The 20,601-nt window shown below is 50.9% G+C and carries 29 protein-coding genes; 19 read left to right on the top strand and 10 right to left on the bottom strand.

Features of this window, described 5'->3' with window-relative positions:
- Nucleotides 1-52: 52 nt before the first annotated feature.
- On the top strand, nucleotides 53-2,935 hold the full coding sequence (locus ACZ5ER_RS09915) for an intein-containing RtcB family protein (protein ID WP_464934343.1): 2,883 nt from the start codon (nucleotides 53-55) through the stop codon (nucleotides 2,933-2,935).
- A gap of 8 nt (nucleotides 2,936-2,943) precedes the next feature.
- On the opposite strand, the gene ACZ5ER_RS09920 is transcribed toward ACZ5ER_RS09915, so the two are convergent.
- The 4 genes from ACZ5ER_RS09920 to ACZ5ER_RS09935 are packed head-to-tail and all read right to left on the bottom strand — an operon-like array spanning nucleotide 2,944 to nucleotide 7,957.
- Entirely contained in the window at nucleotides 2,944-3,894 is a 951-nt protein-coding gene (locus ACZ5ER_RS09920) for an ABC transporter permease (protein WP_464934344.1), read from the bottom strand.
- Nucleotides 3,864-6,053 carry an NEW3 domain-containing protein gene (locus tag ACZ5ER_RS09925; protein WP_464934345.1) on the bottom strand — a complete coding sequence of 730 codons (2,190 nt, stop codon included), beginning with the start codon at nucleotides 6,051-6,053 and terminating at the stop codon, nucleotides 3,864-3,866. Before ACZ5ER_RS09925 ends, ACZ5ER_RS09920 begins: the two co-directional genes overlap by 31 nt.
- Nucleotide 6,054: 1 nt before the next feature.
- A complete protein-coding gene (locus tag ACZ5ER_RS09930; RefSeq protein ID WP_464934346.1) occupies nucleotides 6,055-6,975 on the bottom strand; it encodes an ABC transporter ATP-binding protein in 921 nt (306 codons plus the stop codon).
- A gap of 4 nt (nucleotides 6,976-6,979) precedes the next feature.
- Nucleotides 6,980-7,957: an ABC transporter permease gene (locus ACZ5ER_RS09935; protein ID WP_464934347.1), complete on the bottom strand. Its 978-nt coding sequence runs from the start codon at nucleotides 7,955-7,957 to the stop codon at nucleotides 6,980-6,982.
- A gap of 187 nt (nucleotides 7,958-8,144) precedes the next feature.
- On the opposite strand from ACZ5ER_RS09935, the gene ACZ5ER_RS09940 reads away from it, so the two are divergent.
- The 12 genes from ACZ5ER_RS09940 to ACZ5ER_RS09995 all read left to right on the top strand — a co-directional run bounded on the left by ACZ5ER_RS09940 (nucleotide 8,145) and on the right by ACZ5ER_RS09995 (nucleotide 12,585).
- The gene (locus ACZ5ER_RS09940; protein WP_464934348.1) at nucleotides 8,145-8,504 is read left to right on the top strand and encodes a hypothetical protein; all 360 of its coding nucleotides are present in this window, start codon (nucleotides 8,145-8,147) and stop codon (nucleotides 8,502-8,504) included.
- 12 nt (nucleotides 8,505-8,516) lie between these two features.
- Complete coding sequence (locus tag ACZ5ER_RS09945; protein WP_464934349.1) at nucleotides 8,517-8,789, top strand: hypothetical protein; 273 nt, start codon at nucleotides 8,517-8,519, stop codon at nucleotides 8,787-8,789.
- Complete coding sequence (locus ACZ5ER_RS09950; protein WP_464934350.1) at nucleotides 8,776-9,363, top strand: stage II sporulation protein M; 588 nt, start codon at nucleotides 8,776-8,778, stop codon at nucleotides 9,361-9,363. Before ACZ5ER_RS09945 ends, ACZ5ER_RS09950 begins: the two co-directional genes overlap by 14 nt.
- 21 nt (nucleotides 9,364-9,384) lie before the next feature.
- Complete coding sequence (locus tag ACZ5ER_RS09955) at nucleotides 9,385-9,585, top strand: antitoxin family protein (RefSeq protein ID WP_464934351.1); 201 nt, start codon at nucleotides 9,385-9,387, stop codon at nucleotides 9,583-9,585.
- Nucleotides 9,582-10,004: a type II toxin-antitoxin system VapC family toxin gene (locus tag ACZ5ER_RS09960; protein WP_464934352.1), complete on the top strand. Its 423-nt coding sequence runs from the start codon at nucleotides 9,582-9,584 to the stop codon at nucleotides 10,002-10,004. The genes ACZ5ER_RS09955 and ACZ5ER_RS09960 overlap by 4 nt, the downstream gene beginning before the upstream one ends.
- A gap of 32 nt (nucleotides 10,005-10,036) precedes the next feature.
- Entirely contained in the window at nucleotides 10,037-10,177 is a 141-nt protein-coding gene (locus ACZ5ER_RS09965) for a hypothetical protein (protein ID WP_464934353.1), read from the top strand.
- Nucleotides 10,178-10,392: 215 nt separating this feature from the next.
- A complete protein-coding gene (locus ACZ5ER_RS09970; protein WP_464934354.1) occupies nucleotides 10,393-10,587 on the top strand; it encodes a hypothetical protein in 195 nt (64 codons plus the stop codon).
- A 257-nt stretch (nucleotides 10,588-10,844) separates the two neighbouring features.
- Nucleotides 10,845-11,072 carry a hypothetical protein gene (locus tag ACZ5ER_RS09975; protein WP_464934355.1) on the top strand — a complete coding sequence of 76 codons (228 nt, stop codon included), beginning with the start codon at nucleotides 10,845-10,847 and terminating at the stop codon, nucleotides 11,070-11,072.
- Nucleotides 11,073-11,102: 30 nt separating this feature from the next.
- Complete coding sequence (locus ACZ5ER_RS09980) at nucleotides 11,103-11,234, top strand: hypothetical protein (protein ID WP_464934356.1); 132 nt, start codon at nucleotides 11,103-11,105, stop codon at nucleotides 11,232-11,234.
- Nucleotides 11,235-11,325: 91 nt separating this feature from the next.
- Nucleotides 11,326-11,502, top strand: a complete 177-nt coding sequence (locus ACZ5ER_RS09985) for a hypothetical protein (protein WP_464934357.1) — start codon at nucleotides 11,326-11,328, stop codon at nucleotides 11,500-11,502.
- A gap of 57 nt (nucleotides 11,503-11,559) precedes the next feature.
- Nucleotides 11,560-12,024, top strand: coding sequence for a cyclic pyranopterin monophosphate synthase MoaC (gene moaC, locus ACZ5ER_RS09990; protein WP_464934358.1), 465 nt, complete (start codon nucleotides 11,560-11,562; stop codon nucleotides 12,022-12,024).
- A gap of 48 nt (nucleotides 12,025-12,072) precedes the next feature.
- On the top strand, nucleotides 12,073-12,585 hold the full coding sequence (locus ACZ5ER_RS09995; protein WP_464935195.1) for a hypothetical protein: 513 nt from the start codon (nucleotides 12,073-12,075) through the stop codon (nucleotides 12,583-12,585).
- Between the two features lie 5 nt (nucleotides 12,586-12,590).
- Here ACZ5ER_RS09995 and ACZ5ER_RS10000 read toward each other — a convergent pair whose 3' ends face one another.
- The 6 genes from ACZ5ER_RS10000 to ACZ5ER_RS10025 all read right to left on the bottom strand — a co-directional run bounded on the left by ACZ5ER_RS10000 (nucleotide 12,591) and on the right by ACZ5ER_RS10025 (nucleotide 17,919).
- Complete coding sequence (locus tag ACZ5ER_RS10000; protein ID WP_464934359.1) at nucleotides 12,591-14,102, bottom strand: AMP phosphorylase; 1,512 nt, start codon at nucleotides 14,100-14,102, stop codon at nucleotides 12,591-12,593.
- Nucleotides 14,103-14,269: 167 nt separating this feature from the next.
- Complete coding sequence (locus tag ACZ5ER_RS10005; RefSeq protein ID WP_464934360.1) at nucleotides 14,270-14,518, bottom strand: hypothetical protein; 249 nt, start codon at nucleotides 14,516-14,518, stop codon at nucleotides 14,270-14,272.
- An 88-nt stretch (nucleotides 14,519-14,606) separates the two neighbouring features.
- A complete protein-coding gene (locus ACZ5ER_RS10010; protein WP_174412706.1) occupies nucleotides 14,607-14,855 on the bottom strand; it encodes a hypothetical protein in 249 nt (82 codons plus the stop codon).
- Nucleotides 14,855-15,634 carry a cell division ATPase MinD gene (gene minD, locus ACZ5ER_RS10015; protein WP_050003767.1) on the bottom strand — a complete coding sequence of 260 codons (780 nt, stop codon included), beginning with the start codon at nucleotides 15,632-15,634 and terminating at the stop codon, nucleotides 14,855-14,857. The genes ACZ5ER_RS10010 and minD overlap by 1 nt, the downstream gene beginning before the upstream one ends.
- Before the next feature lie 132 nt (nucleotides 15,635-15,766).
- On the bottom strand, nucleotides 15,767-16,576 hold the full coding sequence (locus ACZ5ER_RS10020) for a slipin family protein (protein ID WP_050003768.1): 810 nt from the start codon (nucleotides 16,574-16,576) through the stop codon (nucleotides 15,767-15,769).
- Entirely contained in the window at nucleotides 16,576-17,919 is a 1,344-nt protein-coding gene (locus ACZ5ER_RS10025) for an NfeD family protein (RefSeq protein WP_464934361.1), read from the bottom strand. The genes ACZ5ER_RS10020 and ACZ5ER_RS10025 overlap by 1 nt, the downstream gene beginning before the upstream one ends.
- 88 nt (nucleotides 17,920-18,007) lie before the next feature.
- Here ACZ5ER_RS10025 and ACZ5ER_RS10030 point away from each other — a divergent pair, with 88 nt between their 5' ends.
- The 6 genes from ACZ5ER_RS10030 to ACZ5ER_RS10055 are packed head-to-tail and all read left to right on the top strand — an operon-like array spanning nucleotide 18,008 to nucleotide 20,540.
- Nucleotides 18,008-18,316 (top strand): hypothetical protein, encoded by a 309-nt coding sequence (locus tag ACZ5ER_RS10030; RefSeq protein ID WP_050003769.1) that lies wholly within the window; start codon nucleotides 18,008-18,010, stop codon nucleotides 18,314-18,316.
- On the top strand, nucleotides 18,283-19,143 hold the full coding sequence (locus ACZ5ER_RS10035) for a DNA-3-methyladenine glycosylase family protein (RefSeq protein WP_464934362.1): 861 nt from the start codon (nucleotides 18,283-18,285) through the stop codon (nucleotides 19,141-19,143). Before ACZ5ER_RS10030 ends, ACZ5ER_RS10035 begins: the two co-directional genes overlap by 34 nt.
- 30 nt (nucleotides 19,144-19,173) lie before the next feature.
- Nucleotides 19,174-19,341 (top strand): hypothetical protein, encoded by a 168-nt coding sequence (locus ACZ5ER_RS10040; RefSeq protein ID WP_169741393.1) that lies wholly within the window; start codon nucleotides 19,174-19,176, stop codon nucleotides 19,339-19,341.
- On the top strand, nucleotides 19,334-19,795 hold the full coding sequence (locus ACZ5ER_RS10045) for a type II toxin-antitoxin system VapC family toxin (protein ID WP_464934363.1): 462 nt from the start codon (nucleotides 19,334-19,336) through the stop codon (nucleotides 19,793-19,795). Before ACZ5ER_RS10040 ends, ACZ5ER_RS10045 begins: the two co-directional genes overlap by 8 nt.
- On the top strand, nucleotides 19,785-20,114 hold the full coding sequence (locus ACZ5ER_RS10050; protein ID WP_050003772.1) for a hypothetical protein: 330 nt from the start codon (nucleotides 19,785-19,787) through the stop codon (nucleotides 20,112-20,114). The genes ACZ5ER_RS10045 and ACZ5ER_RS10050 overlap by 11 nt, the downstream gene beginning before the upstream one ends.
- A 27-nt stretch (nucleotides 20,115-20,141) precedes the next feature.
- Nucleotides 20,142-20,540, top strand: a complete 399-nt coding sequence (locus ACZ5ER_RS10055) for a hypothetical protein (RefSeq protein WP_464935196.1) — start codon at nucleotides 20,142-20,144, stop codon at nucleotides 20,538-20,540.
- Nucleotides 20,541-20,601 lie beyond the last annotated feature (61 nt).

Here is a 20,601-nt window from a genome sequence, read left to right on the forward strand (position 1 = left end):
TTCCTCGAAAGCTTAAAATAATTTTAGGCCCACCTAAGGAGGGGGTGAGAGGATGGTTCCGCTGAAGAGGATTGACAAAATCCGCTGGGAGATTCCCAAGTTCGACAGGAGAATGCGCGTTCCGGGCAGGGTTTACGCTGACGACCAGCTCATCGAGAAGATGCGTCAGGACAGGACTCTGGAGCAGGCCGCCAACGTCGCCATGCTCCCGGGCATCTACAAGTACTCAATTGTCATGCCTGATGGACACCAGGGCTACGGCTTCCCAATCGGTGGTGTAGCGGCTTTTGACATCAAAGAAGGCGTCATAAGCCCCGGAGGGGTCGGATACGACATTAACTGCCTTGCTCCGGGCTCAAAGGTCCTTACGGAGCACGGATACTGGGTTAAGGTTGAGGAAATGCCCGAAAAGTTCAAGCTCCAGGGGCTGAGGGTCTACGACGTTGATGAGGGACACAACGATTTCTCAGAGGTCGCCTTCGTTGCCGAGAGGGACGTTGAAGAGAACGAGCTCGCGGTGAGAATCGTCACCGAGTCGGGGAAGATCATCGAGGGCAGCGAGGACCACCCGGTTCTAACCCCTCAGGGCTACGTTTACCTCGGCAACGTCAGGGAGGGCGACGAAGTTCTCGTTTACCCGTTCGAAGGTGTTGAGTTCGAGGAGAGAAGAGGTGTTCTCCTGAGCGAGGAGGATTTTGAGGGCGAGGGCGGGCAAATAGTGAAGTTCCTGCGCGAGAAAAATCTACTACCGCTCCGCTGGGACGACCCGAGGATAGGAACCCTCGCGAGAATCCTCGGCTTCGCCTTCGGCGACGGCCACCTTGGCGAGATGGACGGTAGGCTCTACCTGAGCTTCTACGGGAAGGAGGAGACGCTGAAGGAGCTCAAGAAAGACCTTGAGAGGCTCGGCATCAGCGCGAACCTCTACGTGCGCGAGAGGGACTACCACATCGAAACGGTGAGCGGCGAGTACGAGGGCAGGAGCGTCTCGGCGGAGCTGAGGGTCACCTCAAGGAGCTTTGCCCTGCTCATGGAGAAGCTCGGAATGCCGAGAGGCAGGAAGGCAGAAACTGCGTACAGCGTTCCAGAGTGGATTAAGAGCGCGCCCCTCTGGGTGAAGAGGAACTTCCTGGCGGGACTCTTCGCGGCCGACGGAAGCATCGTCGAGTTCAAGGGCAACACTCCACTGCCGATAAACCTCACGCAGTCCAAGGTTGAGGAACTTGAAGAAAACCTCAGGGAGTTCATGGACGAGATAGCGGGGCTTCTGGCAGAGTTCGGTATCAAAACGACAGTTTACAGGGTCAAGTCGAAGAAGGGCATAACGTACAGGCTGGCCCTCGTTGGCGAGGAGAGCATCAGAAACTTCCTTGGAAGGATAAACTACGAGTACGACCTTGAGAAGAAGGCCAAAGGCTTAATCGCCTACGCCTACCTGAGGTTCAAGGAAAGCGTTAGGGCCGAGAGGAAGAAAGCGGCTGAAATCGCAAGAAGGGTTTACGCCGAGACCGGAAGCGTAGCAAAGGCCCACGAGGCCGTCAAGGACGTCGTCAACAAGCGCTTTGTCGAGAGGGCAATATACGAGGGTGAGAAAGAACCGCGTGTTCCCAAGGACTTCCCGACCTTTGAGGAGTTCGCGCGCGAGAGGGGTTACGAGGGCGGCTTCGTCGCAGAGAAGGTCGTTAAAGTCGAGAGAATCAGGCCAAGTTATGAAAAGTTCTACGACATCGGCGTCTATCACAGGGCACACAACTTCATAGCCAACGGCGTCGTCGTCCACAACTGCGGCGTCAGACTGATTAGAACGAATTTAACGGAAAAAGAAGTCAGACCACGCATCAAGGAGCTCGTTGACACGCTCTTCAAAAACGTGCCTTCTGGACTGGGAAGCAAGGGAAGAGTAAGGCTCCACTGGACCCAGCTCGACGACGTGTTAGCAGACGGCGCCAAGTGGGCCGTTGACAACGGCTACGGCTGGAAGGAGGACCTTGAGCACCTTGAGGAAGGCGGGAGAATGGAGGGCGCCGACCCAAACGCGGTCAGCCAGAAGGCGAAGCAGAGGGGTGCCCCGCAGCTCGGCTCCCTCGGTTCAGGGAATCACTTCCTTGAGGTTCAGGTCGTTGATAAGGTCTTTGACGAGGAGATAGCCAAGGCCTACGGCCTCTTCGAGGGGCAGGTCGTCGTGATGGTCCACACAGGTTCGCGCGGTCTCGGCCACCAGGTGGCGAGCGACTACCTCAGGATAATGGAGAAGGCCAACAGGAAGTACGGAATCCCCTGGCCCGACCGCGAGCTGGTGAGCGTTCCCTTCCAGAGCGAGGAGGGTCAGAGGTACTTCAGCGCGATGAAGGCGGCCGCAAACTTCGCCTGGGCCAACAGGCAGATGATAACCCACTGGGTCAGGGAGTCCTTTGAAGAGGTCTTCAAGAGGAAGGCCGAAGACATGGAGATGCACATAGTTTACGACGTCGCCCACAACATAGCCAAGGTCGAGGAGCACGAGGTTGATGGGAAGAAGGTCAAGGTGGTCGTCCACAGGAAGGGAGCGACGAGGGCGTTCCCAGCAGGCCATCCGGACGTGCCGAGGGCCTACCGCGACGTCGGCCAGCCAGTCCTTATTCCGGGCTCGATGGGAACGGCGAGCTACGTCTTAGCTGGAGCCGAGGGCTCGATGAGAGAGACCTTCGGAAGCTCCTGTCACGGTGCCGGAAGGCTGCTCAGCAGGAAGGCCGCAACGAGGCAGTACCGCGGTGACAGGCTCAGAAACGAGCTCCTCCAGAGGGGAATCTACGTGAGAGCCGCTTCTCTCAGGGTCGTGGCCGAAGAAGCTCCCGGAGCCTACAAGAGCGTCGATAACGTCGTCAACGTCGTCCACCAGGCTGGCATAGCAAAGCTCGTCGCGAGGATGCGCCCGATGGGCGTCGCGAAGGGCTGATTTCTCTTTTATCTTAAATCGCTCGTCAGGAACCGGGCGTATGCGAAGGCGAAGGGCAAGAGCAAGAACACCAGAAGCATTGAGACGTTGTTGAGCACCAGCCCCAGTGATTCTCCCAGGGGTACGTAGCAGTTGGTTATTCTGTCTCCCGCAAAAACCGCAGTAACCAGGGCGGCGTAGTGATGAGCCGGGTTAATGAAGTGCAGTCTCTGCTCCCAAAGCCTTAGGTTTTCCCTCCAGATTTCAAAGGCCGGGGTCCCATAAGGGGGCATTTCTCCGGCGAGATGGTGGGATATTAAAGAAACTACAATGCCGTATACCATCGTAAGGAAAATCGCAAGGCCTATCGACACCAGCATGGACGTTTCAGGCTTTTTGAGGAGGGTTGAAAAAAGAAGTGAAACACTCAAAAACACCAGGGAGTAAACGACGGTTAAAAGAAACGCTATTAGGCCCCTCAAAAGCGAGTCCCCGTCAATCGGCGTTCCGTTGATAAGAAGAAAAGCAATCGTAAATGCATAGCCAGTGAAAATCGTGATTACCAAAACGAACGCATTGCCAAGGAACTTACCGACTAAAACCTCATCCCTGTAAACCGGATGGCTGAGAAGAGTCTTTATTGTCCCGCTTTCAATCTCCCTGTTTATGCAGTCCGCCCCTAGGGAAGCCCCGAGAATGGCTCCTATCACAGTGAAAAACGTGAAGTTTGTGATGAGCATTACCGACAGGGGTGTGGCAAGGATTTCCCCATTCACTCCAAAGGGGCCCATTGGAACCCTTTCGACGGAGGGAGATGTCAGCTCGGCCAAGTTATCTCTTAAAGAGTAAGAGAGCAGAATAAGGAAGAGGGCGTAGATGGCGATGAGCACTGCGAACCTCTTGCTCTTTATCGAGACGTAGAGCTCTTTCATCGCAACGTTTAACGCTTTCATCTCCTGCCCACCCTCCTTATCATCCACGCCACCACCACAAACGTTATCACAAGCAGGAATACTCCGATGTAGGCGGAGCTCGAGCTCTGGGTCACCCTGACCGTAATCTGGGTGCTCGCTTGGGCCTGATCTCCTTTGCCAGTGATCGTTATCTGATATGTTCCGGCCGGAGTGGTTTTGGGAACCTTTATGGTTATTGTCACGCGTTCCTTTGCTTCCACCCCTTTTATAGTCATGCCACCCTTTTCGAAGTAATAGCGGGATCCAAGCTCCGGAACAACCTGGGGGACAACTTTAACGTCCCAGCCCTGAGGGGCACTCACTTTAAACTTTATGTTCGTTATCGGGGCGGTTCCAGTGTTTTCGAGGGAAACGTATGCAACACCCTCTTTTCCGGCTTTAATCCCAACGATGGGTGTTTCGGGATACATCTCGAACCTGTATTCCCCGATGAGCTTCACTGCAAGGCTTAAGTTCTTCTGCAGTCCGGAAGAGCTTCTGACGACGATCGTTAGGTTGTATTCACCCGGCTGGGCGTTGAAGGGAGGGATTATTCTTAAGGTGACTTCCTTTGATTCGCCCGAGTTGATTTTTAAACTCCTAACTGGACTTTCGGCGTAGTAGAATTCTACCGACCATCCCTCTGGAACTCCCAGAAGGGAAAGCGAGTAGGTATCCTCAGCTTTTCCAACGTTTCTTATGCCCAGCTTGTAAGCCCCTATCGATCCCGTCGTGACGGCAACTGTGTCACCGCTCCCCTCGAGCTCAAAATAGTATGGAAGCTTCGTCATAGTTATCTCCAATGCCTTTTCTTCTCCATCTTCAAGTGTGACCTCTTTCTCAGCTTTTTCATAGCCCTCTTTCTCAACGATCACCTTATAAACACCGGGCTTAAGCTCCGCCGTGGCCCTTCCATAGCCGTCCGTGAAAACAGTTTTGTTCCCAACGTAAATTTTTGCCTTCTGCAAAAAGTTGCCCTCCTCATCTTTAACCGTTATGTGCAGTTTTGCGGGTTCTCCCCTGTGCGTTTTATAGACGAAAACGCTTACGCTCTTTTCTACCCCGTTTACAGAGAATATTATTGAATGCTCGCCGAGCCCGGCATCCCTCGGAACTTCAACAAAAAGGATGACGTTCTCCTCCCCTTCTAGGAGAAACGACCTGACCCTCTGATTTTTCATGATGAAGTATGCGCTCCAATTGGCAGGCTTTTCTTTTATTGCCAGCTCCACAGCGCCTTCTCCCCTGAGGGTTATCGGGAAAGTAACGTTTTGACCGGCTTCGCACTCTATGCTAAGCACTGGAATGGCCACGTCAACGCTACCCTTTTTGACCACATCGAGAGTTATCTCCTCAACTTCTTCCCCGACTGCAAAGCGAACAATCTTTGTTCCGCTCGCATCTTCCGGGACCTTTATAAGGAGGTTCAAAATAGCAGAGGCTCCCGGTTTTAGGAATATCTCGCTAACCTCATATCCCCCCTTTTCATCGAGCAATTTAACCTCCCATTCAAGGGGCTTTGATACTACCCCTACCTGCAGGGTTAAATCCTCGTTGCCGTTGTTCCTGACTTCAATGGGGATTTGAACTTGACTCCCTGCCACAACCTTTAACCCTGTGAACGGGTAGTATATTTCGTAATCCTTTTTCTCCTCTTTCTTCACTTCAACTTTGGCATAATAGACCTTCAAAATTCCGTCGGCGTATTCTAGGGCAAGTTTGTGGTATATTTTGGTAGAGCTTGCCTTTACCTCTACCTCTCTTCCATCCACCTTCAGTAACAATTTTTCGCTACTTGACTTGACTATCGTTATGGAGTGCTCACCAACTTCAAAAGAGAAGCCTTCCTCCGGTCTGAGTTCTTTGACCAGAGATGGTCTATACTGAAGGGAAACGAAGACCTCTTTGCTCTCCGCGTCATAGCCTCCGAGAATTATTCTAATGTTGCCGACCTCTGTGAGATTCCACTGTCCAATGATTTTCATAATCTCATCGCCTTCGTAGACTATAGCATAGGGCTTCATCTCGTTCTTTTCAAGGGTTGCCTTTATCCGGTAATCCCCCACGACCAAGGTCTCCCCAATCTTCACCTTCCCCTCAAACACGGTTATCCACGGCTGAGCGTTTGTGAAAGGAAGGAGGGAGAGCACAAGCAGAAAAATTATGACAAAAGCCTTCTTTTTCATTTCATTCACCTCTCCTGTAAACGGTTTTCAGGAAAACATCCTCTAAGCTCGGTTCCTCGACTTCAAGGCTCACAATTGTAACTCCTTTCTTTGCAAGAAGCTCCGAAAGCTGCTCCCTTATGTCTCCTTTTGCAAATATTATTGCCTTGTTTTCACTCACCCTTTCTATCCTTATGATTTCGGGCAGTTCAATCCGCGGGAGCTTTTGCTTCGTCTCAACCTTTATCTCATATCCTTCAAGCTCCATGAACTGCCTCTTTATCTCTTCCAACGGTCCCACTGCCCTGAGCTTTCCGTTCACGAGGATCCCGACCTTGTCGCTCAGCTCTTCAACCTCACTTAAGATGTGGGACGAGAAAAAGACTGTTTTGCCCTTTTTGCGCTCCTCCCTGACGATGTTCTTTACAAGGTAAGCCCCCTCTGGGTCAAGCCCGCTGGTCGGCTCATCAAGAATCAAAACGTCTGGATCGTTTATCAGCGCCTGAGCCAGAAGAAGACGCTGCTTCATTCCCTTTGAGAAAGTCTTGACTTTCCTGTAGCGGACGTCCCAGAGGCCGACCATCTTCAGGAGCTCCTCTATTCTCCTTTCCTTTTCTGGCTTGGAGAAATTATAAAAGTTGGCGAAGAACTCCAGATTTCTCCAGGCAGTCAACTCCTCATAGGCGGTGGCGTTTTCCGGGAGATAGCCTATTTTCTCCTTTACCTTGATCGGCTCCCTGAAGACGTCGTTTCCCAGAATCCTGATGCTCCCGCTGTCCGGAATTATCAGGCCTATCATGCTCAGGATCGTGGTAGTCTTCCCGGCACCGTTTGGCCCCAAAAATCCGAATGTAATGCCTTTTTCAACCTTTAGTGTTAGGTCGTCAACAGCCTTAAAATTTCCATAGGACTTGGTTAGGTTTTCAATCTCTATGGCGTACATGCAATCACCTCAGGTCGGCTTTCATAAACTTGACGTAGGCTATCGCAAAGGGCAATAAGAGCATGACGAGCAGTGCGGTGATGTTCTTCCATATCAGCCCAAGGCTCTCCATCATTGGTCTATCCTCCACTACGCTCTGCTCGTAAGCTAAGGCAGAGACTATTTCGCTTATCTGAGGCTTTCCCCCAAAGAGTATTCTGATTATCTCCTGATAATGGTAGTTTGGAGATATATAAAGGATTCTCTCCGCCGTCGTTGTCAGCTTGGTCAGCCATTCCTGATAAGCAGGATCTTTAAGGAACATCTCTTGAAGCTGCTCTTCAGTTAGGTTCGTGGCGTTCTCCGGAATGTTGGGAACTGGTGGCAAGCCAGCTACCGCGAAAGCCACTACCCCGGCTATTATCGATAGCAAAAAGCCAAAGAAGACAAACAGGAAGACCGAGGTTATCAGGGCGTTCTTGGGCCTCTTGATGAGCGTTGAAACTAACAGGCCTAGGCTCAGGAAGACCAAGCCGTAGAGCATGCTGAAGGGAAAAGTAACCAAAAACTTCATCACGTCGTCCCCGGTTATTGGAACCCCTAGGACTAGGGCAAAGGCAACCGTTGAAATGTAAAACAACACCAGGGCCAGGCCAAGGGTTAAAAGGCCACCCAAGAGCTTGCCGGCGATTATTTCGTCCCTGTATACTGGCTTTGAAGCTACTAACTTCAACGTTCCCTTTTCAATTTCCTCGTTTATTGCGGTCGCCCCAAGGAGGATTCCCAGCAGGGCTATTGAGTAGTTGAAAGCATTGGAAAAGCTCGAGAGGAAAAGCATCTGGAAGGACGTTTTATACAAGCTTGCGCTTATGCCAAGTCTTTTTGAATTATAGATCATTCCCAAGGAGATTACTGCAAAGAGAACTATTATTATTTGGAATTTTTTCGTTCTTATGCCGACCTCAAAATCCTTTACGGCAATGTTGACGACCTTCATACTCATCACCGGTTCTTGGATAGCGATTAATTTGTTTAAAACAATTGCCATCCATTTTAAAACAATTGCCATCCATGCGTTGTTGCTTGTTCAATAAAGCTATAAGAAAAAAAAACATAATGACGAAAATTGCAAAGAAAACCTTAAGTAGTATTAATGACATTCATGTAATGAAAACCCGGAGGTGTTCCCAATGTGGAGGAAGGCTTTGGTTATAGGGTTGGTGTTAATGGCCATAGGGATGGTGGTAGGAGGAGCAACAGAAAACAGAGCTGATGAGACTGTCAGCATGACTTCCGGCATGGGGGTGCTCTGTGAAGAAGGAAGGTATGATTTAATTCATGGAGCTTATCTGTGGTATAAGACCAGAGATTGGAGGCAAGCTTTTTATGGAGCTGTAACGGGAGGGATAACATTAAAGGTCTCTAAAGAGGCTGGAAAGACTTTAGCCAGATATGCCACGAAAAGAATCATAAGGAGAGTTGCCATTCGAACGGCCGCAAAGTTCGCTGCAAGGTTAATCCCAGGTATCGGTGTAGGTCTCGCCATGTAACAGGTGATCGCAATGAAAATCAAGGAAGATCTGCAAGATTTCCTATCGGTCATTGTAATGCCTTTGATAATAATGAGCCTTTTGACAGCCATGACCATAACTTACACCCAAATAATTCCAGTCAGATCAGTGACCGATTTTCTTGAGGCAACTTTTGTATCAAGCTTGATATACGGAGTACTGCTCTATGCATACATAGTGATAACCGAAGCCAAGCAAGAAATTAAAAATATTGAAAAACACTTTGAAAAAATCGAAAAGAATTCAGATTGTGTTAAAATATAGCTATATGGGGACAAAAACCATGAAACACAATTTAATTCTTTTTTCATTTTCTCTATTCTTCATCGGATCTATTCTTGGAGTTTCTTTATCATCTCACTACAACATCTCAGAAGATACAAATCCCAAATCAATTTTAGAGTTTTCAGAACAAGAATTCAATATGAACCATATTACATTTACCTATATCTTCATTAACAATCTCAAGGTCGTCTTGTTGCTTTCTTTCGGTGGTGCTCTGACTTTTGGTGGATTAACTTTTTTAAATTTAATCCTAAATGGAATTAATATAGGAACACTATTTTACGATTTTCTAATCATGGAAGACATTAAGGCATTCTTCCTCTTACTCCTCCCCCACGGCATCTTTGAAATCCCTGCTATCATCATTGCAGGAGCGGCAGGTTTTAAAATCCCGTATGAGCTGTTAAGATTTGCTTTGGGCAAGAAAGAAGATATTATTAGCGAGGAAGACGCTAAAGAGTTCTTCAAGCTCGTGGCTATTTCGATAGTCTTAATATTCATTGCCGCCCTAATTGAGAGCACGGTAACGGCAAAGATAGCGGAAAGGATTTAAGGATTAAAACAGAGATGGGAAATGGTGAAGGCCATGGAAGTTACCGAAGCAGTTTATGAGAAAGGCGTGCTGAGGCCTTTAAAGCCACTGAAACTCGAAGAAGGAGAGAAGGTCATCGTCAAGATAGAGAGAAAAGGGTTGTTAGGGATAGTAAAAAAATATCAAAATGTATTCAAATTTAGCGAGGAAGACATCGAGAAATTTTTGGAGGAGAGAAGGTGATTGTGATAGACACCTCGGTCTGGCTGGATTTGTTTTTAGAAAATCAGCATAGAAGGAGCTTAGCTGAGAACCTGATCAGACTTGTTGAAGAAAAAGAGCTTCAGATTTATGAGCCAGAGGTCTTTAAGGTAGAGCTGGCGGGTGTTTTGGCGAGGAAATTTAAAAAGGAAGACGTCCTAAACTTTATTGAGGAACTCCTATCAAAGATAAGACTAGTTGAAAATCCGAATGAAGTAGCGTTTTCAGTGTCCCTTCAAACAGGATGCAGGGCTATTGATGCATACTTCATTGCAACGGCAAAAATAACGGGTTCACTTTTAGTTTCAAATGACAAAATGATGATTAAAAATGCCAAAAAATTTGGAATTGATGCCCACTATCTTTTAGAGCAATATAATGACATTTTCAAACGTTTGTAGCGTCCTGCAATTAGGAACCTAAAGGTTCCCAAATGTGGAGGAAGGCCTTGGCGTTGGGTTTGGTGTTGATGGCGATTGCTACAGCCCCTTGGGAAGCAGCAGTTGATGCTGCAGTAGGAGGTCCAGCGGGAATAGCATTTTTTGCAGCATCAACAATAGCTGGATGGTTATGACAGGGACAATTTTTTAATTTTCTTTTCTTAAGGATAGTCGGGTGGGAGGTAACATAAATGAGGAAACCATGAGGAAAGAGCTTGCGAAGGCTCTAGGATGGCTCGGGCTCGGAATGCTCTCAATAATTTGCTCATCAGCCTGTATGTGGTTTTCGGTTACAACTTTCTCGAGAGAGCACCTTAAAAACGTCTTAATAGTACTGACCTCCCTCTCAGTGAGCAGTGCAATAATCCTGGAGAAGAAGGAGCGCCCAATTAAGGACGGGCGTATAAACGTGAAGTTCATAGCCCTTGACACGATAGCGTACCTTCTCCCACTGCCTGCATTGTATTATGCCTTTGACGACCTGAACTCGGCCCCCACGGCGGCACTCCCCGGGCTCACTGGCCTTAGCATCATGTGGCAGTAAAATTAAAAACATCAATAATAACAAGGAAAGTGTATGAGAGTGCCAGTAAAATAGTATCTCATTTCGTATCCATCGGCAGTGGTTGCAGGGGGGCTTGCAGCCTTCATAGCTTACAAAATCCTCAGCATTATACTACCCAAAGCAGCGAGTAGCGCAATTGCGGTGGGAATTGGAATAGGAGTAGGATTCGCAACTTCCCGCATGATATTGGATATGTTGAGAAAGAGAGCACGGCAACGCTTATAGGGGGGAGGGAAATGCTGGATGAGTACGTGCTACTATCCCTTTTCTGTGGGATTATAATCCTGCTGTCAATCCAGCAGAGAAGAAGAATAAAGAAATACCACGAATACATGAGAATTATACCGGCAGGCTTTGGAAGGGAAGAAGGAAACGAGAAAAAGCAAATGCAGAAGAATATTCGCACTGGTGGTTTATTTAACTTAGAATTAGTGATGTCTATGAATCTGAGGATTTATCTCTAATTATGGACAGAAACCCCTAGGTGGTTGGAGATGAGCGCGAACAACGGGAAGATTAGTGAGGAGAAGAAAGCGGTCTTGGTGCTTTACACGATTTGCATAATTATGGCGATAGTGATTTTTCTGTACCTAACAAGAATCAAAGGCTACACCCCAGAGGATTAGCTGAGAGTGACTCTAATGACTCTCTTGCCAGTTTTGGCAGTCTACTTTATCGGTGCAATAATCATATGGAAACGTTACGGGGGTGATTAACATGCAATCAAAAACCGTTGCTTCTATAGCAGTTGTCCTTGGAGGAGTCCTCTGGTTGACTGCGGGGATACTACTCCTAAAAGACTCCGAGAGGGACGTGATTCCCTTGGTAATGAGCGGGCTTGCACTTGTTATGGCAGGGGTGTTGCTCGCCATCAAATTGGCTCCCGAGGAATAACGCGGCGGTTGCCGATACACTTTTTATTCCCTCAAGAGAATGGGACATGGTGATACCATGGAGCTGACCCACGTTGATGAGAGGGGCGTCAAGATGGTTGAGGTCGGCCACAAGGACGTTGTTTTTCGAAAGGCCGTTGCCAGGGGCAGGATTAAACTCAAACCGGAGACGATAGAGCTCATCAAGGCGGGAAAGACCAAGAAGGGCAACGTCATAGCGACGGCCCAGATTGCCGGGATTTTAGCGGTTAAGAAGACGCCCGAGTTAATTCCCCTCTGCCACCCGATACCTCTGACCGGCGTTGACATAACCTTCGAGTTCGGAGAAGATTACATCGAGGCCACCTGCGAGGTTCGCGCCTATTACAAGACCGGCGTCGAGATGGAGGCCTTAACCGGCGTGACCGTCGCGTTACTCACGATATGGGACATGGTGAAAGCCGTTGAGAAGGACGAGAACGGCCAGTATCCTGTGACAAGAATCGAGGGAATACACGTTGTGGAGAAGGTTAAACAGAAATGACCAGCAAGGGTTATAAATGACACCTGCAGAGTTGACCCGGTGAGGAAAATGTACGAGGTCAAAAAGAGCAAGTCAGGCTACGTCTTCGACCTTCCGAGGGAGAGGATAGCCTTCATGTTCCTGAAGGACGGAACCTACATGATGTTTCACGACGAGGAGTTCCTCTGCTACTCAATGAAGCCCGTCGAGATTTCGAGGGAGGAGCTCGAACGCTTCGAAGAAACCGAGGAAATGCCCGAACTGATAAGGCGCGTAAAGGCCCATGATTTTCCGAACGAGTGCGTGGTAAAGAGACTGCCACCAATAGACGAGGATTTGAAGCCCTTCAACCCGAACAGGAAGTGCGTCGTAATCTTCACAGGCTTCCAGGACACGGTTATAGACTACGTTGAGAGGGACGGGGTAACTTACGCGGTCGCGAGACTCGTGGACGAGCCGGAAAAGGTCTGCAGGTTCGTCGGAAAGGGCAACTACAAGATTGCCGCGGTCAGGCTGAAGAGGAACGGGCCATGCATGAGCAGGGAGGAGTTCAAAAAAGAACTTGAAAAACTGAAAGAATGAAAGGCTCAGATGTTTCCGATTCGCTGGAGGACCATTCCCTCTATTCTTATCGGCTCAGTTCTCCTGGCTAGAACTATCGCCTGGTCGAGCCTCGCCTCGTGCTCGGCGTGGATGGTGAAGAGCGGGTCGCCTTCCTTGACTTTCTCACCGACCTTGACGTAGAGCTCCAGGCCGGCACCCTTGTCCTCCGGCGCTCCCGCGGCCCTGGCTATGGCAGTTATCGCCCTGTTGTCTATCGCGGTGACGTAGCCGCTCGTTGGGGCGGTGAAGGTGTAGGTCTTGTCTCCAATCGGAATCTCCTCGGGCTTGATGTTGGGGTCTCCGCCCTGCTCCGCTATAATCTCCTTCATCTTCTCCCAGGCCTTTCCGCTCTCAAGGATTTCCCTGGCCATCTTCTTGCCCATTCCGGCGGGGGCAACACCGCCCATCTCAAGCAGTATTCCTGCCAGCCCGGTCGCCTTCTCGATGAGGCTTCCCGGCCCCTTGCCGGTCATGAGGGCTGAGAGCGCCTCCCTCGCCTCGAGGGCCGGACCGACGGTGTGTCCAATCGGCTGGCCACCGTAGGTTATCGCGACCTCGACGTACTGGCCGAGCCTCTTGCCGAGCTCTATGAAGTCCCTCGCGAGGGCCCTCGCCTGCTCGACGGTCTCGACCTTGACGCCCTTTCCGGTTGGAATGTCAATGAGAACGTACTGGCTTCCCATGGCGTACTTCTTGGACATTATACTCGCGAGCATGAGCCCGGTTGGGTCAATGCTGAGCGCGCGCTCGGCCTTAATTGTGATGTCGTCGGCGGGAGCGAGGTTTAAAGCCCCTCCCCAGACGAGGCACGCGCCGACCTTCTCTACTATCCTCTTGATTTCGTCGAGCGAGAAGCTGACGTTGGCAAACACCTCGACGACATCGGCCGTTCCAGCGGCGCTGGTTATTGCCCTCGAGCTGGTCTTCGGGATCGTCAGGCCAGCGGCGGCCACGATCGGAACCACGAGGATGTTGGTCTTGTTGCCGGGAACACCGCCGATACTGTGGACGTCCATTATGGGCTTCCTGTCTATGTCGAGCATGTCTCCAGTCTCGGCCATCGCTATCGTAAGCGCGGCTATCTCGTCCATGTCAAGGCCGTTTATTTCGAGCGATGTGACGAAGGAGCTTATCTCGATGTCCCTGAGCTTCCTGTCAACGATGTCCCTGACTATGGCCTCAATCTCGACCTTCCTGAGCTTCTCGCCGCGCATCTTCTTCTTTATGTAGCGGACGCTCTCAGGGGTTCCAGCCGGAATGACCCCCACAGTCTCGCCCTCTGAAAAGCTGTGAAGCTCAAGGACGTCCCTGCTCACGCCGACTTCTCCACGCTCCACGAGGTTGCTGATGACAACGCTCCCGTAGACGGTCTTCTTACCGGCCTCCAGCTTCACGAGGTCGTCAGGGTGGAGCTTGGCCTCCTTTGCGTCCTCTTCGTTTATGAGAACCGAGTACCTACCGCTGTAGAAATCAAGGATTCTAACCTTCGCCCTCATTTTCTCACCTCCAGCAAATCTGTTTTGGTTGAATTAATATTCTTTGTCAAAGTTTATTTAAATGTTTTCGAGAAAAGCACGCCAAAAGAGGGGGGCAAAAATAAAGACAATAGGCAAGGACTTGTAGACTGAGCTCACCTTAAAGAACGAGTTTGGAGAAGGAAAAATCAGTCCGAGAGGCTCTCCCCGTACTGAATCCTTGATTGGACAAAAGTCTCAAGATCTCCTGTTCTCAGGAGAAACCTGACGACGTCGTTGCTCACTTCCCTGACGGCGGGGGGCAGAACTGCTGAACCATGGAGATAGTACCTGACGACTTCTTCGAGGGGGGCGGTGTAAAGCTTTCCGTCAAAGACCAAGACCTCGCTCCCGGCTATCTCTACGAGTTTGTCTTTATATCCCAACTTGGCTCTCATTGCCCCCCACCCCCAGAATAGAAAGTACAATAGAGGTTTTAAAATTTAACGGCCCCAAAAAGTTTAATAACAGATAGATAGAATAAAGTCAGAGGCTCCTAACTTCCTCGTCTATGGACTCCTCAAGAGTCCTCTCCCAGTCGTCAATGTCAAACTGCTCGAGCTCGCCCTCAAGCTCTTCCTTGAGGTTCATGACACGCCTCTTGAGGGCGGTCTTGGTCTCTTCGTCATAGACAACGTAGTACGGGTTGTTCCTCGCTGAAATGTAGAGGATCGCCAGCACTACGACCAGTATCAACAGGATTACAACCAGTCCGTACAGGAAGACTGCTGCCATCACTTCTTCCCCCCGAAGATGGCCTTGAAGACCCTCTTGATGGGGCTCTCCGGCTCAGGTGGCTGCCACCTGATTCCCGCAAGCTTTGCGGCGAGCTGTTTGATTGCTATGGCCGCGGGGCTGGTCGGGTTCTTGATGACGAGCGGGACACCGTAGGCACTGGCTCTCTTAACCTCCGGGTCTTCTGGAATCATCGCCAGAACGGGGACTTCGAGTATAGCCTCGATTTCCTCCTTGCTGAGCTCGGTCTTCTCGTTGGTAACCCTGTTGAGGACAACACCGAGCGGGAGCGTTCCGAGCTTCTCTGCTATGAGCTTGGTCTTGAGGGAGTCGGTTATGGCCGAGATTTCCGGGTTGGTGACGATGATGAGCTCCCTACCGATAAGGAGGGCGGTAACAGATGTCATCTCAAGTCCAGCCGGGGCGTCTATAAGCACGAAGTCCGCCATCTGGGCGATTTCCCTCATGAGCTCCCTGAGCCTCTCGGGCTTTGCCTTCTTGACTTTCTCAAGGCTGAGGCCACCTGGGATAACCTTGACTCCCGCAGGACCCTCGTATATTGCATCTTTGAGGTCTGCTTCCTTCGCGAGAACGTCATGGAGCGTAATCGGTATGTCCTCCATTCCAAGGACGAGGCTGAGGTTGGCCATTGTCAGATCCGCATCAAGGAGAATCACTTCCTTGCCAAACTGGGCCAATGCAACACCTAAGTTTGCCACTGTTGTGGTTTTACCAGTTCCACCCTTTCCGGATGCAAAAACTATCGAACGCCCTTCCAAACCCAACACCTCCGGTAAAATCATGAGTGCTATCCCTAATTTGAGACCTACTGCTCACTGCGAGTGTAAGTTTGTGAAGAAATGCTTTTAGCTTTTGCGGTGAAAATAAAAAGAGGTAATCGCCAGATGTGTTCACTCGGAGCTCTCTTCCGTTTTTTCCTTCTCCTTTGCCGCGTACACCCTTGCCGCCTCGCCAGCGGCCTGGAACAGCTTCAGCATCTCCATCGGGAGCGGAAGGACTATCACGTTGCTCTTGTCGTTAGCAACGTCGCTTATGGTCTGAAGCGTCCTGAGCTGAAGGGCCATCGGGTGCTCGCTTATTATCTGCGCCGCTTCACGGAGCTTCTCAGCCGCCTGTCTTTCGGCCTCGGCGAGGAGAATCCTTGCCCTCCTCTCACGCTCGGCCTCGGCCTGCCTGGCCATCGCCTTCTGCATTCCGCTCGGGAGCTCAACGTCCTTTATCTCCACCGTGGTTACCTTGATGCCCCACGGGTCTGTTGCCTCGTCTATAATCTTCTGAAGCTGAATGTTGAGCTTCTCCCTCTCGCTAAGCAGCTCGTCAAGGTGAGCCTGACCGATGACGCTCCTGAGCGTCGTCTGGGCTATCTGGCTGGTCGCCATTATGTAGTTGGCAACCTGCGTTACCGCCTTAACCGGGTCGACCACGCGGAAGTAAACGACGGCGTTGACCCTGACGGGGACGTTGTCCTTGGTTATGGTCTCCTGGACGGGGACGTCGAGAACCCTCGTACGGAGGTCAACGATGACCGCCTTTTCGAAAATCGGTATGATGAAGAACAGTCCCGGACCCCTGGCACCGACGACCCTACCAAGGCGGAAGATAACCGCCCTCTCGTACTCCTTCACAATCTTTATGGCGCTGGCCAGTATAATCAAAACAAAAAGCAAAATTAGTCCCAACACCATCGTTCCTATGGCCATCAACTACCACCTCCAGCCTTTTCAACGATAAGAGTAAGCCCTTTGACGTCAACTACCTTCACCTTTTCACCTACCTTAACGGTCGAACCGTCCTTCGAGACGGCCTTCCAGAGCTCACCCCTGACTTTGATGAGGCCCTCAGGGCTAAGGTCCTCAACCACTGTCCCAATCTCCCCTATTAGCTCTTCTCTGCCAGTCTCAGGTTTCCTGCGGTGGGCCCTGACGACAGCCGCCATTCCGAAGAGGAAGAACAGCGCGAGCAGGACTCCCATGACTATTATAGCAATCCTAAGCGTTTCAAAGGTTGATGACTCCACGAGATAAACACCCCCACTACCACCTTTGCCAAAGAGTATTAGGCCCCCCAGAACGAAACTGACGAGTCCTGCAAGGGTGAAGAGTCCGAACGTTGGCGTTAGCGCTTCCGCTATGAAGAAGACCATGCCAAGGATTACCAGCACGAGCCCAGCCTCGTTGTAGCCGAAGTAGCCCATGCCGATAACGCCGAGGACGAGCAGGATTGCACCGAGGGTCTCGGGAACGTGCCAGCCGGGCGTCAGAAAGCCAAAGACGAGGCCGAGCATTCCGACCGTGAAAAGGAGGTACGAAACAGCAGGGTTCGCGAGAAACGTGACTATACGGTAGCTGAGCGAGGGGCTGAGCTCCCTGACCTCAACGTCGGTGAAGTTGAGGGTTACGTACCCCTTCCCGGCGACGGGAATCTTCGTCCTCATGCCGTTGGCCTTTCTGAGGAGGTCCGGGACGTCATTCGCTATAACCTCGATTACGTTGGCTTTCAGGGCCTCCTCCGGGGTCAGGCTTAAGTCCTCCGTAACGAACTTCTCGGCGGCGGTGACGTTTCTGCCGCTCCCCTCTGCGAGGGAGCGCAGGTAGGCGGCGTAGAAGTTCCTGATTTTCTCAGGGGCACGCGCTATCGTCCCGTTGGGGGCGTAGCCAAGTATTGGCTCACAGGCACCTATGCTCGTCCCGGGGGCCATTGCTATCAGGTGGGAGCCCATCGCTATGTACGTGCCGGCCGAAGCCGCTATAGCACCCCTCGGATAAACGTATATAATCACTGGCACCGTAGAATCCTGAATCATGGAAACGATGCGCATCATGGCGTCCCCCTGGCCTCCGGGGGTGTTGAGCTCTATAATCAGCGCCTCTGCGTTGTTTTCCTCGGCGGTCTTTATGTAGCTCGCGAACTGGTCTGCGGTGTACTGGGTGATAGTGCCCTCGATGGTTCCAACGTAAACAACATTTCCTCCCGCCGAAACGCCGGGAATGAACAGCATTAAAACGAACAGCATCACAAGCACAGCGCGCTTCATAGCCCTCATCATAAGAAATACCACTTAAACGTTTAAAACTTTTGTCTGCATAGAAAAGTTAAGAAATCCATTTATATGTTCGGCCCCAACTGGTAGCATGCTCGCCGAAATGTACAGGCGCTACCGCGTGGCGAAAGGGGAAGAGAAGAAAAAGCTCGCCCACGAGCTTATAATGGAGCTTGCGAGACACTCAAGCCAGGAGCCGTTCTGGGACGAAGTGAAAAAGCTCGGTCTGACTCCCGACAAAGTCAAGGAAGTAATGTTATCCCTTGAGGAGAGGGGCGAGATCGAAATAAAGCGTTCCTCTGACGGGAGGAGGCTCTGGGTTCTGACCCTAAGGGATATAAAGCGCAACCCCGTAAAGCTCGACCGATGGTTAGCGTTGAAAAAACGGCAAGAGAAATGATACGGAACGGCACGTGGGCTTTCAGGGACGGGACGTTTTACCAGGCGATAAGGCTCAGCGACGGGAAGACCGGAATTGTTGTCTATGACGGGGAGTTCAACTTCCCCGAGGAGTGGGGACGAAGCGAGCGGAAAGAAGCCAGGGAAAAGATAGCCTTTATCCTGGGTCTTGATACAGACCTTGACTCCTTCTACGCCGAGATTAGCGACTCACCCTTCGCTTTCCTCATAGACGAGTTCTACGGCCTCGTTGCCCCCGCCGCACCTGACCCCTATCAGGCACTGGTCGAGACTGTGGCCCAGCAACAGGTGAACTTTGACTTCGCACAAAAGACGATAGAAAACCTCGTCAGACTGGCTGGAGAGAAAATCGGTGACCTCCACGTCTTCCCGACCGCCAAGCGGATTTTTAACCTCGGCGGAGAGAAGCTCAGGGAGGCGAGGCTCGGCTACAGGGCTGACTACATAGAGTCCCTCACCCAGCTCTACCTCAAAGGCCAGCTGAACCTCGAACTTCGGGACTGGGAAGTCGATGATGCCATTAAATACCTCACGAAGTTCAGGGGGATAGGGAAGTGGACGGCGGAGCTCTTCCTCGCCTATGGCCTCAGGAAGAACGTCTACCCAGCGGGAGACCTCGGCCTTAGGAGGGGCATAGCGAAGATTTTCGGGAAACGGGTTAAGGAAGTCCGCGAGAGGGACGTGAGGGAAACGCTTGAGCCCTACGGGAAGTGGAAGGGCCTCTTGGCGTTCTACGTCACCTGCTACGACCGGAAGACGGAGATGGAGAGGAAGGTTAAACGGAGATGGAGAGGAAGGTTAAAATAAGAAACCGACGGAGAGACTAAAGGTGGTAGTATGCTCGTGGACATGAAGACCCTCTCCTTCCTGATGGACATGAGAACACGGAAGAGGGCCAAAAAAGGCGCCGCAGAGAGAATGCTCGGCATATTGGAGGGGAAACTTCCCAAGGGAATGAGCAGTGTAGAGTTAATCAGGAAGATGAGGGAGGATGAGTATGATTAGGGCATATCTGGACACAAACGTCCTCCTGAACGTCTGGTTCAAGGAGGAAGACCCAAAAACGGGGGCCAAACTATGGAAAGCCCCACTTCAGATTTTGAAAGCTATTGAAGCGGAAAAAATCGATGGGGTCATCTCGATCTTCACCCTCATGGAGAGCGCCCACGTCTTTAAAAGGAGTGGATTAGACCCAGAACGAGTCAAGGAGATTGAAGACGTTGGGATTGAAGTTTATATTCCTAACGAGCTCGTACTGATTGATGCGTTTTCTTTCCAATTGAAGCTGGGCACCGACCCCTATGATTTGGTAGCACTAGCATCTGCAATAGCATCAAGGTGCGACGTGCTTGTGACAAGAGATGAAAGCTTCAAAAAGAAGGCACAGAAGCAGATAACGACTCTAACACCCGAAGAGTTCCTTAAATGGCTTTCAAAGCGTGGTGACAATGAAGATTGAACTCACCCTCCCCCGCGAAAAGTTCAAATCCTTAAAAGGCCGTGATATCAACGCCCTCCTCCGCGAGAACCTACCGAAGGTTGAAGAAACCCTCAAGGCCGAGCGCGAGGAGTTCCTCCGGGAGAAAATTTCAAAGCTCGAAGAGAAGCTCCGCGAGATGGAAGGTGAGATTGAGGAGCTCAGGGAGTTCTACGAGAAAGCGCTGAGGGACAAGGAACTCATGATGGCGGAGAGGGACAGGTTAAGGAAGGAGAACGAGGAGCTCAGGAAGAGAGTTGAAGAGAAAAAGAAAGAGCTTGAGAAAGTTCACAGATCGTGAACGGTTCGTTCATGGAGCGTGAACGGAATGAAGATCGTCATCAACCCCGAAAAGGGTCTTGGAAAAATCGAGGTCGAGATAAGCGCGGAGATATGGAGCGAGATAGTGCGCCTTAGCGAGAGGTACGGTGTTCCTCCTGAGAGAGTCATTACCCTCGCCCTCACCGGGGAGTTCAAGGAGCCAAAGGGAGATCTCGAAAAGCTTGAGGGAAAGGCCAAAGAACTCGAAGGGAAAGTCTGGGAGCTTGAAAAAGAGTATGCCCCGCTCCGCTTTAAGGCGTACGGGGTGAGCGAGGACAACAAGCTTCTAGCGATTGAGTTATCAGGTCTAATGGCCGAGAACAACGGGCTCAGGCGCTTCCTGAGACAGCCTCTTAACAGAAACTCCGAACTGAGAAAGCTTATATCCTACTACCTTCAAGGTTGAACCGCGGATGATGACAGCGAATTGCACCGAGCTTTTGTGATGACGAGGACTGGCCCTGACG

The organism is Thermococcus marinus (assembly GCF_055389025.1).